This is a genomic window from Bacillus sp. EU52 (assembly GCF_037964975.1).
GTDB classification, from domain to species: Bacteria; Bacillota; Bacilli; order Bacillales; family Bacillaceae; genus Bacillus; species Bacillus subtilis.
Genome location: NZ_CP150177.1, coordinates 2,943,940 through 2,959,453 on the forward strand (window position 1 = coordinate 2,943,940; position 15,514 = coordinate 2,959,453).

Below are 15,514 nucleotides of genomic sequence, written 5' to 3' on the forward strand. Positions count from 1 at the left end.
TTACGAGACAGATTCTGGGTTCCCCTTTATTTTTCCAACATAAATCACATCATTTACTAAATATTTAGTAAATATAACGAAATATTCCGAAAATAATTATTGTAACCGCTTACTTTTATATGATAGTATCAATTTATCAAAAACAGATGAGTTAATATTTTACTAAATAGATAAGAGGGATACCCATGGTTCGTATTAAAGATATCGCCTTGAAAGCTAAAGTTTCCAGCGCAACTGTGTCCAGAATTTTAAATGAAGATGAGTCGCTTTCTGTTGCGGGCGAAACGAGACAAAGAGTCATCAACATCGCTGAAGAACTTGGTTATCAAACCGTTGCCAAACGCCGAAAAGCCCGCGGGCAAAAACAGCGGGCCCAGCCGCTGATCGGCGTGCTGAGCTGTCTGTCCCCTGACCAGGAAAGGCAGGACCCTTATTTTTCTTCCATTCGGAAAGGGATTGAAAAGGAATGCTTTGAACAGGAAATTTTTATTACAAATTCGATTCATCTCGGCTCCTTTCAGGAACATATCTTTCGGGAATTGGATGGTGTCATTGTCATTGGCCGTGTTCATGATGAAGCGGTTAAGCATATCAGCGGAAGGCTGGAGCATGCCGTTTTTATCAATCATTCACCAGATCCGCAAGCATACGATTCGATTGGAATCGATTTTGAATCGGCTTCACGCCAGGCGATTGATCACCTTTTCGACTTAGGCTACAAACGGTTAGGCTACATTGGCGGACAAGAAAAAGAGCATACGCTGAAGGACGGCCAAAGCATTCGCAGAACGATTGAAGACAAACGCCTGACCGCTTTTTTGGAGTCAGCCGCCCCCCAGCCTGAGCATGTGCTGATCGGAGAATACAGCATGCGTGAGGGCTATCGCCTGATGAAGAAAGCAATCGATCAAGGCCATCTGCCGGAAGCGTTCTTTATTGCCAGCGATTCTATGGCGATCGGCGCATTAAAAGCGCTGCAGGAAGCCGGACTGCAAGTGCCGCGGGATACTGCAATCGTCAGCTTTAACGGCATTGAGGAAGCTGAATTTGCCAGCACGCCTTTAACGACGGTGAAGGTATACACAGAAGAAATGGGCCGGACAGGCGTAAAACTGCTGCTTGACCGTCTCAATGGCCGAACGCTTCCTCACCATGTCACCCTGCCTACAACATTAATCGTAAGACAAAGCTGCGGATGTACAGCAAAGGAGGTGACATAAGCAAAGATTCATCACGATGATAAGGAGGAAAAGATGAAACACACTTTTGTTTTATTTCTCTCTCTTATTCTGCTTGTTCTGCCCGGGTGTTCAGCAGAGAAAAGCTCAGCAGATACCGCAAAAAAGACGTTAACCATTTATTCTACAATGTCAACCGACAGTGAAAGAGATACGTTCAGAAAACTGGCAGCAACATTCGAAAAGGAACACAGTGACATTCGTGTCAGCCTTCATTTCCCAGGCAATGACTATGAAAATATGATGCGTGTCAGAATGGCGGCCAATGATTTGCCAGATCTATTCGATACACATGGCTGGGGGAAAATCAGGTACGGAGAATATACAGCGGATCTCCGGGATATGGAATGGACTCAAGATCTTGATCCTAATTTAAACAGCATCCTCAAAAATAAAAGCGGAAAGGTGTATGCCTATCCGGTCAATCAGGCAAAAGACGGCCTGGCGTATAACCGCAATATTTTAGACCGTTACGGCATTGCTCCGCCGGAAACCATGGATGACTTTATCAAAGCACTGAGAACGATTAAAGAAAAGAGCAAGGGAAGCATTGTTCCCTTCTGGTTTGCCGGATATGACAAAAGCTCATTCGCTCAATATTACGACCAATTCGCTACACCTCTTCTCATCACAGACCCTGCCCATAATGAAAAAAAACAGCTCATCAACGGCACTTTTCAATGGAGTAAATTCACTTATTTATCAGAAATCCTCAAACAAATGCAGAAAGAAAAATTAATCAATATCGACGCCGTCACGGCAAAAAAATCACAGCTCATTGAATTAATGGCCCAAAACAAAATCGCCTTTACAATGCAAGGCGGCACACTCGGCCAAGACATTGCCCAGATCAATCCGAACGTCAAGGTCGGCATTATCCCGACACCTGCCATCCATCCCGGTGATGACCCGATATGGATCGGCGGTGAACGCTACACCCTTGCAGCATGGAAAGATTCGCCTCAATTAAAAGAGGCAAAAGAATTTATCGCATTTATGGCCCGCCCGGCCAATGCCAAACAAATGGCTGAAGCCACATCGCTTCCTTCAGGGCTGACGAATGTGAAAGCTGATATTTTCTACGCAAACGATTATGAGCATTATCAAGATATCAAAGTCGAGCCTTACTTTGACCGTTTATACTTGCCAAACGGAATGTGGGATGTCCTAGGCACGGTCGGGCAGGAGCTGGCGGCTGACATTTTGGCGCCTCAAGACATTTCGCAGAAGCTGGGAAGAGAATATAAACGACTCCGGGAGCAATCGGAAACACAGGGAGCTGAAAACAATGAGTGAGATCGCAAGGGACGTTCATGTGAAACAGGTTAAGCCAAAAAAGCAGTCCTCACTTTGGTGGATGTACATTCCTGCTTTGCTCTCCGTTCTGGTCTTTATGATTTATCCATTTGTGAAAGGCACATTGATTACCTTTACAAACTGGAACGGCTTTTCACAAGTTTACCAATGGGTTGGATTCGCGCAATATGAAAGGCTGTTTTCTGATCCTGACACTTGGCATATCTTAAAAAACACTCTGCTTTACGGACTTGGCAGCACCTTTTTTCAAAATGTTGTCGGGCTTCTGTACGCTCTGCTCTTAAATCAAAGCATTAAAACGAAAGCGGTAACAAGAACAATTGTATATTTGCCGGTGATGATCAGCCCGCTCATTATGGGCTACATTTGGTACTTTTTCTTCTCCTATGACGGAGGCGCGCTCAACGATTTGCTCGGGGTCTTCGGCATCAGCCCTATTAATGCGCTCGCCAGTCCCTCGCTCAATCCATGGATCATTGTCATGATTAACACCTATCAATATGTCGGGATCGCTATGGTTGTCTACTTAGCCGGTCTGCAAAGCATTCCGAAAGACTACTATGAAGCGGCGCAAATGGATGGCGCGAAACAAGGGCAGCAGTTTTTTACCATCACGCTGCCGCTGTTAATGCCCTCCATTACCATTAATATGGTCATCAACATTATCGGAGGCTTAAAGCTGTTTGACGTCATCATTGCACTCACCGCAGGCGGCCCCGGAAATGCGTCACAATCCATGTCCACGTTTATGTATGATTTGTATTTCAAACGGCAGGATGCCGGCTATGCCGCAACGCAAGGCATATTTATGGCATTTGTCATTTTGATCATCAGCTTTTGCGCGCTTGCGTACTTTAAAAGAAAGGAGACGGAAATGTCATGAGAGCCGCCCGTACAAAAAGCATGCGGATCATTACGCTTCTTGCAGCCATTGTGGCCTGTGCGCATTTTATTCCTTTTTATATCCTGCTGACCACTTCATTGAAAGCAAAAGGAGACTACAGTTCGAAATGGATATTTCCAGCCGACATCTCCTTTCATAATTTTTCAGAGGCGTGGGAGCGCGCTTCGCTAGGTAACTCTTTTATAAACACCATGATCATCACAGGTTTTTCTGCCTTGTTATTAATTATATTCGGCTCACTTGCCGCCTACCCGCTTGCCCGGCGGGAAACGAAACTGAATAAAGTCGTTTTTGCCTTGCTGATTTCCATTATGATCATCCCTCCGTTAACGTCCATGGTTCCTTTGTACCGAATGGTCGTGGACGCCGGAATGATCAATACACACGCAATCGCCATTTTCATCAATACAGCGGCTTACATGCCGTTAACCGTATTCTTATATTCAGGCTTTATCCGATCGACCATTCCAAAAGAGCTTGAAGAAGCCGCAAGAATTGACGGCGCAGGCATGCTGAAAATCTTTTTTACGATTGTGTTTCCTCTGCTGAAGCCGATCACTGCGACCATCTGTATCATTTCTTGTGTCTTTATTTGGAACGACTATCAATTTGCCATTTTCTTTTTACAAGATCAAAAGGTTCAGACATTAACAGTAGCCATGGCAGGTTTTTTCGGAGAAAACGCAAACAACCTTCATTTAGTTGCCGCAGCGGCACTTATGGCAATGCTGCCGATGGTTGTTCTGTTTTTGGCGCTGCAAAAATACTTTATTGCCGGCCTGTCTTCCGGAGCGGTAAAGGGTTAACATTAAAGGAGGAAGCAATATGAAAAAGATTACATTTATCGGTGCAGGGAGCACGATTTTCGCCAAAAATGTTTTGGGAGACTGCCTGTTAACAGAGGCACTGAATGGATTTGAGTTCGCTCTTTACGACATTGATCCCAAACGCCTGCAAGAATCCCAGCTCATGCTCGAAAATCTAAGAGACCGTTATAACCCAAGTGTGGCCATCAACAGCTATGATGACAGAAAACTCGCCTTGCAAAACGCAGGCTATGTCATCAATGCGATTCAGGTTGGAGGATACAAACCGAGCACAGTCATCGATTTCGAGATTCCTAAACGGTATGGGCTGCGCCAGACGATCGCCGATACAGTCGGCATCGGCGGGATATTCAGATCTCTCAGAACAATCCCGGTCTTATTTGATATCGCAAAAGATATGGAGGAAATGTGCCCTGACGCATGGTTCTTAAACTATACAAATCCAATGGCCACTCTTACAGGCGCCATGCTCCGCTATACCAATATCAAAACAATCGGGCTCTGCCACAGTGTTCAAGTGTGCACGAAGGATTTATTTAAAGCTCTCGGAATGGAGCATGACGGAATTGAGGAACGCATCGCAGGAATCAATCATATGGCTTGGCTTTTGGAAGTCAAAAAAGACGGCACAGATTTATATCCAGAAATCAAAAGGAGAGCGAAAGAAAAACAAAAAACAAAGCATCATGATATGGTGCGGTTTGAATTAATGGATAAGTTCGGCTATTATGTCACGGAATCGTCCGAACATAACGCAGAGTATCACCCATACTTTATTAAACGGAATTATCCTGAACTTATCAGCGAGCTGCAAATCCCGCTCGACGAATATCCGAGAAGGTGCGTCAAGCAAATTGAAAATTGGGAGAAAATGCGGGATGATATCGTCAATAATAAAGACCTTACGCACGAACGCTCAAAGGAATATGGTTCAAGAATTATAGAAGCAATGGAAACAAACGAACCATTCACCTTCGGAGGAAACGTCTTGAATACAGGGCTGATCACCAACCTTCCTTCAAAAGCGGTTGTAGAAGTGACATGCGTCGCCGACAGAAAAAAAATTACACCGTGCTTCGCCGGAGAACTGCCTGAGCAGCTTGCCGCCTTAAACCGGACGAATATTAATACACAGCTGATGACAATCGAAGCGGCTGTCACACGGAAAAAAGAAGCGGTTTACCAAGCTGCAATGCTTGATCCGCATACAAGCGCGGAGCTTTCCATGAAGGACATCATCTCCATGTGTGACGATTTATTTGCAGCACACGGCGATTGGCTTCCGGAATACAAATAAAAACTAGGGGACCGCTCTCCCCTAGTTTTTTGGTTTTGTTTCGCCTTCCCAGGCCATCATGCCGCCTTCAACATTGACTGTTTTAAAGCCTTGCTCATCCAGGTACTTGCAGACGTTCATGCTGCGCATTCCTGAGCGGCAGATAAATACGTACTCTTTGTCTTTATCAAGGGTTTCCATTTTTTCAGGAATATCCCCCATGCGAATATGAACGGCTTGCGGGATCATGCCTTCCGCCACCTCTTCATCTTCTCTGACATCAATTAAATATAATTCTTCGTCCGCCTCAATTTTTTCTCTCAAAGCGGCTGTGCTGATTTCTTTTATTTCCAAAGAAAACACTCCTATTCACAGTGATCATGTTCAGTATATCAAAGTCAGCTGAACGATTGCTATTCTGAGACTGATGAAAAAAATCCCCTTTTGGCAAAGGGGATTTTTTCTAGGCTTAGTTTGCCACAATATTGACAAGCTTCCCAGGCACCGCGATGATTTTCCGAATCGTTTTGCCTTCAAGCTGCTCTTTGACCTTTTCATCTGCTTGAGCAAGCTGTTCCAGCTGTTCTTTCGTTGCATCGGCAGGAACCTGTAATTTCGCTTTTACTTTTCCGTTCAGCTGAACAACGATTTCAACTTCATCATCCACAAGTTTTGTTTCATCATATACAGGCCAAGCTTCGTAGGCAATTGTGCCGGAATGGCCAAGCTTCTCCCATAGCTCTTCCGCTAAGTGTGGCGCGACAGGAGAAAGAAGCTTCACGAAGCCTTCCATATATTCTTTCGGCAGTTCTGTTGCTTTATAAGCTTCATTAATAAAGACCATCAGCTGGGAAATACCCGTGTTGAAACGAAGGCCTTCATAATGGTCTGTGACTTTCATAACCGTTTCATGATAGACGCGCTCCAATGTTTCACCAGCGCCTTCAACGATTTTGCCATTAAGCTCACCGTTTTCTTCAACAAATAGGCGCCATACACGGTCAAGGAAACGACGCGCACCGTCTAATCCTGATTCAGACCAGGCGATTGAAGCATCAAGAGGCCCCATGAACATTTCGTACAATCTCAGGGTATCAGCACCGTGAGAGGACACGATTTCGTCAGGGTTGACAACGTTCCCTTTAGATTTACTCATTTTTTCGTTATTTTCACCGAGAATCATTCCTTGGTTGTACAGCTTTTGGAACGGTTCTTTCGTCGGCACTACACCGATATCATAAAGGAACTTATGCCAGAAGCGGGCATACAGAAGGTGAAGCACGGCATGCTCTGCACCGCCGATATACATATCGACCGGAAGCCATTTTTCCAATTTTTCTGGTGATGCCAGCTGATCCGGATTGTGCGGATCAATATAGCGCAAGAAATACCAGCAGCTTCCCGCCCATTGCGGCATTGTATTCGTTTCTCTTCTTCCTTTTTTCCCTGTCTCAGGATCTGTGACTTCCACCCACTCTTTAATGTTCGCAAGCGGTGATTCGCCCGTTCCGCTCGGTTTGATTTCATCCGTTTTTGGCAAAATCAGCGGCAGCTCCTCTTCCGGGACAGCTGTTGACGTTCCGTCTTCCCAATGAATGACCGGAATCGGCTCGCCCCAATAACGCTGGCGGCTGAAGAGCCAGTCACGAAGACGGTACGTCACTTTCTTCTCACCGTTTTTCGTTTCTTCCAGCCAAGCGATCACTTTCTCAATCGCTTCCTGTTTGTGAAGGCCGTTCAGGAAATCAGAGTTCACGTGCTCGCCGTCGCCAGTATAAGCTGCTTCCTCGACGTTCCCGCCTTTTACGACTTCCTTCACCGGAAGGCCGAATGTTTTGGCGAATTCAAAATCACGCTCATCGTGGCCTGGAACTGCCATGACAGCACCTGTTCCGTATGATGCAAGAACATAATCTGCAATCCAAATCGGCAGTTTTTCTCCGTTTACAGGATTAATCGCATACGCTCCTGTGAATACGCCTGTCTTTGTTTTCGCAAGATCTGTGCGTTCAAGGTCACTCTTTGATTGAATTTCTTTGATATAAGCTTCAACAGCTTCTTTTTGCTCAGCCGTTGTGATGTTTTCCACTAATGCGTGTTCCGGGGCAAGGACAGTGTATGTAGCGCCAAACAGCGTATCTGGTCTTGTTGTAAACACCGTAAAGGAATCATCATGTCCATCTATAGCAAAATGAACGTGAGCGCCTTCCGAACGGCCGATCCAGTTGCGCTGCATATCTTTAATGCTTTCCGGCCAATCAAGCTCTTCCAAGTCCTCGAGGAGCCTGTCCGCATAAGCGGTGATTTTCAGCATCCACTGCTTCATTGGGCGTCTCTCTACCGGATGGCCGCCGCGTTCGCTCTTGCCGTCAATGACTTCTTCGTTGGCAAGAACAGTACCGAGCGCAGGGCACCAGTTTACAGGCACTTCGTCAACGTAAGCAAGGCCTTTTTCGTATAGCTTTAAGAAAATCCATTGCGTCCATTTATAGTATTCAGGGTCAGTCGTATTGATTTCGCGATCCCAGTCATATGAGAAGCCAAGCGCTTGAATTTGGCGGCGGAAGTTATCAATATTCTGCTTCGTAAACACAGCGGGGTCGTTCCCTGTGTCAAGCGCGTATTGTTCAGCTGGCAGGCCGAATGCGTCCCAGCCCATTGGATGAAGGACATCATAGCCCTGCATGCGCTTCATGCGGGACAGAATATCCGTAGCTGTGTATCCTTCAGGATGGCCGACGTGCAACCCAGCTCCAGACGGATAAGGAAACATGTCCAGCGCGTAAAATTTTTGTTTTTCATTATTATCAAGAGTGGCAAATGTTTTGTTTTCAAGCCAATATGTTTGCCATTTCTTTTCTATCTCTTTGTGCTGAAAACTCAAAGTAAAAACCTCCTTCTGATTGAATACGGCGTGTATGGTTCAAGTATTGACGGGAAGGAGAGGATTATATTCAGAATATTCCCAAACTAAAAAAAACTCCCTCATCCCAAAAAGGGACGAGAGACTTTCGTTTTCCCGCGGTACCACCCTCGTTAGCGCGGCATACGCCGCACTCACTTGATACTTTTAACGCAGTTATGCGTCAGCGGCTTTTCACCGCTGCAACTCTGAGGTGAGTTCGGAAACAAACTTGATTGACTTTCACCAGCCGTCAACTCTCTGCAACAATATCTGTTTCTTACTGCTCCTCTTCATTGTTCTTATCGCAACCGTAATCTAACTGTATTTTATAGAATTCTGTTCATAAGTGCAAGCAGGTTTGTATACAATGGGAATGTACCCTGAACGGGCGGAGATTGAGGACAATTATTCGGGTGGAGTTTTGGTTTGACGTTTGGACTCGGCCGGTTCGCCGCCGCTGTTCAGTTCTCTCACAAAGTCAAAACTTCTGAGAACAGCTTCACCGCCGTAGCCTGAGATAATGGATAAGATGACAAGTTGAATTCCTGAATCGGGGTCAGCGGATAATACAAGTAAAATGGAAGCCGTCATGCCGATAAACCAATCTTCCAAAAATCCAAGGTAGATAAACCGCTTCGTCATTCTGGGCTTCTCCAGCCTGCCTCTCTTTTTCACATGACCGAGAATCCCCATGATTCCTCCAATTACACAAGCAATGAGTACCTGATGCAGCATCTTCATCATCACCTTCCTAAAGCCCTTATTTCGTAAAGCGACTTCAGGCCATCCAGCCCCCTTAAACGATTCCGATGATTTTCGATATCTACATACCGGCAAATCTGTAAAAAGCTTGTTTCTTCCATTATATGTGAACACATGATCGGTAAGCTTGATGCATTGGATTCATTTTTCACCCAGTGACATTGACCTAGTCACCTATTTAGCATGTAAAAAACCTTTCCGTTCATATGTTCAAATTCTGTTCTTATTTTTAGTGTATACGAGGACAAGCCCTAATGACAAACAACAAACTGCACTTGCTTGAATCAGAACATGTGTTGTGCTACGGTTACTGTAGAATTCATTTTAAAAAAGGGGAATATCAGGCTTTCGCATAGCAAGCTGACGGCCTAAGGGGGATTTATATGGCTAGTTTTCAATCATTTGGGATACCAGGACAGCTGGAAGTCATCAAAAAAGCGCTTGATCACGTGCGAGTCGGTGTGGTAATTACAGATCCCGCACTTGAAGATAATCCTATTGTCTACGTAAATCAAGGCTTTGTTCAAATGACCGGCTACGAGACCGAGGAAATTTTAGGAAAGAACTGCCGCTTCTTACAGGGGAAACACACAGATCCTGCAGAAGTGGACTACATCAGAACCGCTTTACAAAATAAAGAACCGGTCACCGTTCAGATTCAAAACTACAAAAAAGACGGAACGATGTTCTGGAATGAATTAAATATTGATCCAATGGAAATAGAGGATAAAACGTATTTTGTCGGAATTCAGAAAGACATCACCAAGCAAAAAGAGTATGAAAAGCTTCTCGAGGATTCCCTCACGGAAATTACTGCACTTTCAACTCCTGTTGTCCCGATTCGCAATGGCATTTCGGCTCTTCCGCTAGTCGGAAACCTGACAGAGGAGCGATTTAATTCCATCGTTTGCACATTGACGAATATCTTATCAACATCCAAAGATGATTATTTGATCATTGATTTATCCGGATTGGCCCAAGTGAACGAACAAACGGCCGACCAAATTTTCAAGCTGAGCCATTTGCTGAAATTGACCGGAACTGAGTTAATCATTACCGGCATTAAGCCTGAATTGGCCATGAAAATGAATAAATTGGATGCCAATTTTTCATCGCTGAAAACATTTTTAAATGTAAAGGATGCCGTTAACGTGCTTCCGATTATGTAAAAAGATCCCGCTCATCCGGCGGGATCTTTCAGATTGTTGACAAAATCCTAAAATGGTTTTCATTTTAGGATTTTGTCATCTTTTCAGCATGATTGAAAACCCTTGAAGTCTAGGAAGGACGAGCATAGGAGCGGAGCGAATGTTCTAATTCGTGAGCACCGAAGCGCAGGCCTGACAACGAATGCGAGGGTTTGTCGACACGCTAAAAGATCCCGCTCACCCAGCGGGATCTTTTATTATGAAGAGATTGATGCCTGCTTATTTGTTTCTTTAGCTGATTTTAGCCGTTTGTCATATAGAAGCGTTGTGACAATACTGATCAGCAGCAATACCAACAGAGATAAAACAAGAGCCCTAATGCCGTAATGATCGACAAGCACTCCTCCGAACAGGGGACCAATCATTCTGCCGCCTGTCGCCGCACTGTTGACAAAGCCTTGATAAAAGCCTTCTTTCCCTTTAGGGGCAAGCTGATTGGCAATAGTCGGCACAGCAGGCCAAACAAGCATTTCTCCAATAGTCAGGATCACCATCGCAGCGAGAAACATCGGAAATTGCTTTGCAGTCAGCAGCATGCTGAAAGACACAATAAAAATGATAAAGCCGATGACCATTTGCGCTTTTAGCGACTCGGCCCATTTTTTCACCACAAAACTGACGAGCGGCTGGCCGAGCACAATGAGAATTCCGTTAACCGTCCACAGCACGCTGTATAAGGAAAGAGATATTCCAATGCTTTGTGTGTACGAAGCAATTGTGGTTGACCACTGAGAATAAGCCAGCCATCCGAGTACATAGCCTCCGCTTAAAATGATCAGTGCGGCAAATTTTGCTTTGCTGTTCACAGCATCGTAATCAAGCACAGACGTTTGGGACGCATCTCCCGTCTGAATATTTCGAAATCCGAAATATACAATAAAGAAAAAGACCAGATACAGCGCGGCATTCGCCAAAAATACATATGAAAACGAGAAAGACGCCACGACACCGCCAAGCGCTGAACCGACAGCCACACCTGCGTTTTGCGCGACATATATCGCATTAAATGCCTTCCTTCCCCCTTCAGGCCATACCGATCCTGCCATTGCGTAGCTGGCCGGAAAAACAACACCGGAGCCAAAGCCCACAATCGTCAGCAGCACAATATAGGCTGGCCAATCATGAAAAAAGACAAGGCCCATCAGGCTTGCTAACGTAATGGCTATCCCAAGCATAATCGATTTAAAACCGCCGATTTTATCAAACAAAAAACCTCCGCATAAATTGCCAGCCACACTGGCGCCGGAATTCAGCATCAGGACAAGTCCGGCTACTGTTAACGACTTTCCTAAATGATTATGGATATAAATCGTATTCAGCGGCCATAAAAAAGAAGCACCCGTCACATTGATAAACATTCCAATGACTAAAATTTTAAGAGCACGCGGCATACTCATCCCCCTTTCTTACCTAAAAAAGCTCATGAAAAAAACGAAACCTAAAACGGCTCCGTACGAATCCAGTTATCATAGCACATTCATTCTATCTGTCTCTCTCACATTTTTCAACTGATGAGCGTGAAAAAATCTAACAAATATTGTTTGAAAAATGTAAAATAAATAGAAAAAGGGGTCATATTATGGAAATGGTATTAGCATTCTTAGGTTTTCTGGCATGTCTCATTGCACTAGGCTATGGATTATATCACCTTGTCAGATATGTACTGAAAAAGGAAAAACGTTTCTCCAAGAGACTTTTTTGGCCGCTTTTCATTGGAGGCCTTGTGCTGCTCTTTACCGGGGCAGCATTGGCAGAACCTGACACTGCCGCAGCAAATGCCGAGAAAAAATATTCAGCGCTAAACGCCGAATATAAAAACCTCACAAAAGAGCATGAAGAACTTGAGAAAGAATATAAATCTGTCAGCTCCGAAGCAAAGAAATTAAAAGACAACAAAGAAGATCAAGACAAGCTTGAGAAGCTTAAAAACGAAAATAGCGATTTAAAAAAGACTCAGAAATCATTAAAAGCTGAGATTAAAGAGCTTCAAGAAAATCAAAAGCAGCTCAAAGAAGATGCAAAAACGGCAAAGGCTGAAAATGAAACACTCCGACAAGATAAAACAAAGCTTGAAAATCAATTAAAAGAGACGGAAAGCCAAACCGCCAGTTCTCATGAAGACACTGGAAGTTCTTCAAACAATACGAGTAAAAGTGATGAAACCAAAACAGCTGACAAAGCAGAAGGCTGTAATATCAAAGGAAGCAAAAACGGCATCTACCACACGCCAGGCAGTACATACTACGACCGGACAACCGATCCGGCTGAAATGTTTTGCTCAGTTGAAGAAGCTGAAGCCGCCGGTTATCGGGCGCCAAAACGATAAACAAAAAGCTCCAGAATGTCTGGAGCTTTTTCTGTTTCACAACGACGATTTAATAACCTTCTTATAATAAAGAACTGACAGAAAACCAAAAATGGAGTAGAGCGCAGTATATAACACCATCACCATAATCATAGGCGCCCATACCTCTGATCCGAATAAGAACCAGCCGGATTGGACGGCAAAGTAACTGTGGAAGAGGCCGACAACGAGCGGAATGCCGAAGTTGTACATTTGTTTGATACGTATCCCCTTTATCAGGTCGCCCTGCGTAAAACCGAGTTTTCTTAAAATCGTATAGCTCGGTTTTTCATCTTCACTTTCACCCATTTGTTTAAAATAAAGGATACAACCTGATGTAATCAGGAACGTTAACCCTAAGAAGCCGACGATGAACATCACCATACCAAACAGTGATTTTTGCGCAGCGCTTGTATCCAGTCTTGATAAATGCTCGTTTTTCTTGTTCACCTGTTGAAAAAGCTCATTTGCTTTTTCCATTTGATCGTCATGTTTCACATTGACGCCGATAAATGTAGATTGCGCCAGCTGAATGCGGGGGTCCTTATCCTTGTTCAGCTGTTTAAACAGGCTGTCATCCACAATGACAGTGGGCATGCCCCCGCTTGTAAACGTGTAGGATACAAGAAACTCTTCTCTTAATCCTTTATATTTTAATGGCTGCGCCTCGTGCTTGCTTTTTACTTTAATAACACCAGAGTCCTTGAAAACCATTATTTTTTGCAGCAAGTCGGTGTATCCTGAGAAAACGGCTTCTCCAGCCGCCACATCGACTCCTTTTACATCTTTGTCGCTAACAACAGCAAGCTGCATATTGCCGGGATCGCCCTGCATCTCTTTCGGAGTTCCATCCATGATATTTGCAATGTCAACATTTGCTTGCAGGACAGGGGTTGCTTTTTTTACAAACGAGATGTTGCTTTCACTCAAACTGTTTTCAAATAACTTGGCATCTTTCTCATTCATGAATGAAAAATCAGCCGCTACATTTTGTTCAGCGGTCTTTTCTGACGAGTAATACGAGATGTAAGCAAGAGATAACAGCCCGATGGCGAGCGCTGAAACGGTTGTAATAATCGTTAGCAGCAACGCGTTCGATTTCATTCTGAACATGATCGATGACAGTGACAGGACCTCGGAAATATTTAAGTAACCGCCCTTGCTTTTTCGAATGATATTCGAGATAAACGTAACTGATCCTTTATAAAACAAAAACGTCCCGATAATGACGCTCCCCAGAATGAAGCTCATCGCACCAAACAGTTCATTAATGGTCTTAAATTTTCCGCCAAACAGCTCAGAAGACACATAGTATCCTGTCAAAATCAAAACGATGCCTAAAGCGCCGATTATCATTTGGAAAAATGATATTTTCTTTACTTTGTCTTCAGTGGAGGACGTTACTTTAAACAAAGATAAAATACTCTGTTTTTTGATAAACGTATAATTCATGATCATGATCAAAAGGTAAATGCCGCAGAACACAATGACCGTTTGGACCAAGGCCTGCTCAGAAAAATGCAGTTTCGCACCCGCTTTGACATCGACAATTTTGAACAGAATCATCAAGACAAGCTTCGATATCGAAAACCCGGCCGCTACCCCGATCGCTAATGAACCGAAATACAGCATGACATTTTCTGCACTTAAGATGCGAAAAATTTTATGCTTCGTCATTCCAATCAATTGAAACAGCCCGATTTCTTTACTCCGTCTCTTAATAAAAATCGTATTGGCATATAAAATGAAGATCGCCACAACAGCCACAAGCAAAATCGAAGCGGTTTTAATAGCCGCGGCTCCCTTGATTGAAGCCTTCACTTCGTTAATTGCTGGATCATACTGCAGCGTGACAAAGGCGAAATAAAGCGCCACGCTAAAGATGAGCGCAAACACATACAAATAGTAATTCCGGAGATTCTTTTTCAAATTTCGCAGGATGAGCTGATTAATGTTCATGCTGCACCCCGCCTAACACGCCTTGCGTTTTCATAATATCCTGGAAAAACGTTTGCCTGTCCTGGCCCCCTTTATTCAGCTGTGTATACATTTGCCCGTCCTTAATAAAAATGACTCTGCCGCAGTAGCTGGCAGCGACGGGATCATGGGTAACCATAATAATCGTCGCGTTGCGTTTTTGATTGAGCTGGCTCAGCTTATTTAATAGATCGGAGGCCGATTTCGAATCGAGCGCGCCGGTCGGTTCATCAGCGAAAATAATGCTCGGGTCATGAATAAACGCTCTTCCAGCGGATGTTCTCTGCTTCTGGCCGCCGGAAATTTCATTCGGGTATTTATCCCGCAATTCATATATTCCCAGTTCCTTTGCAACTTCCTCAAACTTGCGATTGGCTTCCTTTTTTGATAGTTTCGTGATCGATAAAGGCAGAAGGATATTCTCTTTCACTGTCAATGTGTCTAACAAATTGTAATCCTGAAAGATAAAGCCTAAATGCTGTTTTCTAAATTCAGCCAGCTGCTTTTCCTTCATAGCCGTCATGTCATTTCCATTAATATGAATGGTTCCGTGACTGACCTGATCGATTGAGGACAGAACGTTGAGCAAAGTGGTTTTTCCCGACCCGGAAGCACCCATAATACTGACGAATTCGCCCTTTTCAATGTGAATATCGATGCCCTTCAGCACTTCCTGTTTATTCAGCTTGTTTCCATAACTTTTTCGAATTTTATTCGCTTCTAAAATCACCATTTACGCAGTCTCCTTTATATTGG

The 15,514-nt window shown here is 44.1% G+C and carries 13 protein-coding genes and 1 other annotated feature; of the genes, 7 read left to right on the forward strand and 6 right to left on the reverse strand.

Translation table 11 applies throughout. The features are described 5' to 3' along the window. Positions 1–185 precede the first annotated feature (185 nt). From NSU05_RS15115 to melA, 5 genes are read left to right on the forward strand one after another with little or no spacing between them, the layout of a single operon-like run. Positions 186–1,220, forward strand: a complete 1,035-nt coding sequence (locus tag NSU05_RS15115; protein ID WP_033884841.1) for a LacI family DNA-binding transcriptional regulator — start codon at positions 186–188, stop codon at positions 1,218–1,220. A gap of 33 nt (positions 1,221–1,253) precedes the next feature. Further along, positions 1,254–2,534: an extracellular solute-binding protein gene (locus NSU05_RS15120; RefSeq protein WP_032722364.1), complete on the forward strand. Its 1,281-nt coding sequence runs from the start codon at positions 1,254–1,256 to the stop codon at positions 2,532–2,534. Further along, on the forward strand, positions 2,527–3,438 hold the full coding sequence (locus NSU05_RS15125) for a sugar ABC transporter permease (protein WP_015251409.1): 912 nt from the start codon (positions 2,527–2,529) through the stop codon (positions 3,436–3,438). Before NSU05_RS15120 ends, NSU05_RS15125 begins: the two co-directional genes overlap by 8 nt. Beyond that, a complete protein-coding gene (locus NSU05_RS15130; protein ID WP_032722365.1) occupies positions 3,435–4,265 on the forward strand; it encodes a carbohydrate ABC transporter permease in 831 nt (276 codons plus the stop codon). The genes NSU05_RS15125 and NSU05_RS15130 overlap by 4 nt, the downstream gene beginning before the upstream one ends. A 19-nt stretch (positions 4,266–4,284) precedes the next feature. Continuing rightward, on the forward strand, positions 4,285–5,583 hold the full coding sequence (gene melA, locus NSU05_RS15135) for an alpha-galactosidase MelA (protein ID WP_038429489.1): 1,299 nt from the start codon (positions 4,285–4,287) through the stop codon (positions 5,581–5,583). Between the two features lie 21 nt (positions 5,584–5,604). On the opposite strand, the gene NSU05_RS15140 is transcribed toward melA, so the two are convergent. From NSU05_RS15140 to NSU05_RS15150, 3 genes are all read right to left on the reverse strand, one after another. Continuing rightward, the gene (locus tag NSU05_RS15140; protein ID WP_038429490.1) at positions 5,605–5,916 is read right to left on the reverse strand and encodes a rhodanese-like domain-containing protein; all 312 of its coding nucleotides are present in this window, start codon (positions 5,914–5,916) and stop codon (positions 5,605–5,607) included. A gap of 115 nt (positions 5,917–6,031) precedes the next feature. After that, positions 6,032–8,446 carry a leucine--tRNA ligase gene (gene leuS / locus NSU05_RS15145; RefSeq protein ID WP_015251406.1) on the reverse strand — a complete coding sequence of 805 codons (2,415 nt, stop codon included), beginning with the start codon at positions 8,444–8,446 and terminating at the stop codon, positions 6,032–6,034. A 109-nt stretch (positions 8,447–8,555) separates the two neighbouring features. Beyond that, positions 8,556–8,770, reverse strand: a binding site (T-box leader). Between the two features lie 102 nt (positions 8,771–8,872). Then, entirely contained in the window at positions 8,873–9,208 is a 336-nt protein-coding gene (locus NSU05_RS15150; protein WP_003246114.1) for a DUF4257 domain-containing protein, read from the reverse strand. Positions 9,209–9,612: 404 nt separating this feature from the next. Here NSU05_RS15150 and NSU05_RS15155 point away from each other — a divergent pair, with 404 nt between their 5' ends. Next, complete coding sequence (locus NSU05_RS15155) at positions 9,613–10,398, forward strand: blue-light photoreceptor (protein ID WP_038429491.1); 786 nt, start codon at positions 9,613–9,615, stop codon at positions 10,396–10,398. A 236-nt stretch (positions 10,399–10,634) separates the two neighbouring features. On the opposite strand, the gene NSU05_RS15160 is transcribed toward NSU05_RS15155, so the two are convergent. Then, positions 10,635–11,828, reverse strand: coding sequence for an MFS transporter (locus NSU05_RS15160; protein ID WP_038429492.1), 1,194 nt, complete (start codon positions 11,826–11,828; stop codon positions 10,635–10,637). Between the two features lie 188 nt (positions 11,829–12,016). Between NSU05_RS15160 and NSU05_RS15165 the strand changes: the two genes are divergently transcribed. Next, positions 12,017–12,763, forward strand: a complete 747-nt coding sequence (locus NSU05_RS15165) for an LMBR1 domain-containing protein (protein ID WP_014480618.1) — start codon at positions 12,017–12,019, stop codon at positions 12,761–12,763. Positions 12,764–12,799: 36 nt separating this feature from the next. On the opposite strand, the gene bceB is transcribed toward NSU05_RS15165, so the two are convergent. Both bceB and bceA read right to left on the reverse strand, forming a co-directional pair. After that, positions 12,800–14,740, reverse strand: a complete 1,941-nt coding sequence (bceB, locus tag NSU05_RS15170; protein ID WP_339204100.1) for a bacitracin ABC transporter permease BceB — start codon at positions 14,738–14,740, stop codon at positions 12,800–12,802. Continuing rightward, complete coding sequence (bceA, locus tag NSU05_RS15175; protein ID WP_003229137.1) at positions 14,730–15,491, reverse strand: bacitracin ABC transporter ATP-binding protein BceA; 762 nt, start codon at positions 15,489–15,491, stop codon at positions 14,730–14,732. The genes bceB and bceA overlap by 11 nt, the downstream gene beginning before the upstream one ends. Between the last annotated feature and the right edge of the window lie 23 nt (positions 15,492–15,514).

Excerpts from the sequence above, each read along its gene's own strand:
- bceB (WP_339204100.1), bottom strand. The coding sequence starts at position 14,740 with ATGAACATTAATCAGCTCATCCTGCGAAATTTGAAAAAGAATCTCCGG.
- NSU05_RS15130 (WP_032722365.1), top strand. The coding sequence starts at position 3,435 with ATGAGAGCCGCCCGTACAAAAAGCATGCGGATCATTACGCTTCTTGCA.
- NSU05_RS15150 (WP_003246114.1), bottom strand. The coding sequence starts at position 9,208 with ATGAAGATGCTGCATCAGGTACTCATTGCTTGTGTAATTGGAGGAATC.
- NSU05_RS15115 (WP_033884841.1), top strand. The coding sequence starts at position 186 with ATGGTTCGTATTAAAGATATCGCCTTGAAAGCTAAAGTTTCCAGCGCA.
- NSU05_RS15160 (WP_038429492.1), bottom strand. The coding sequence starts at position 11,828 with ATGCCGCGTGCTCTTAAAATTTTAGTCATTGGAATGTTTATCAATGTG.
- bceA (WP_003229137.1), bottom strand. The coding sequence starts at position 15,491 with ATGGTGATTTTAGAAGCGAATAAAATTCGAAAAAGTTATGGAAACAAG.
- NSU05_RS15125 (WP_015251409.1), top strand. The coding sequence starts at position 2,527 with ATGAGTGAGATCGCAAGGGACGTTCATGTGAAACAGGTTAAGCCAAAA.
- melA (WP_038429489.1), top strand. The coding sequence starts at position 4,285 with ATGAAAAAGATTACATTTATCGGTGCAGGGAGCACGATTTTCGCCAAA.
- NSU05_RS15165 (WP_014480618.1), top strand. The coding sequence starts at position 12,017 with ATGGAAATGGTATTAGCATTCTTAGGTTTTCTGGCATGTCTCATTGCA.
- NSU05_RS15120 (WP_032722364.1), top strand. The coding sequence starts at position 1,254 with ATGAAACACACTTTTGTTTTATTTCTCTCTCTTATTCTGCTTGTTCTG.
- NSU05_RS15155 (WP_038429491.1), top strand. The coding sequence starts at position 9,613 with ATGGCTAGTTTTCAATCATTTGGGATACCAGGACAGCTGGAAGTCATC.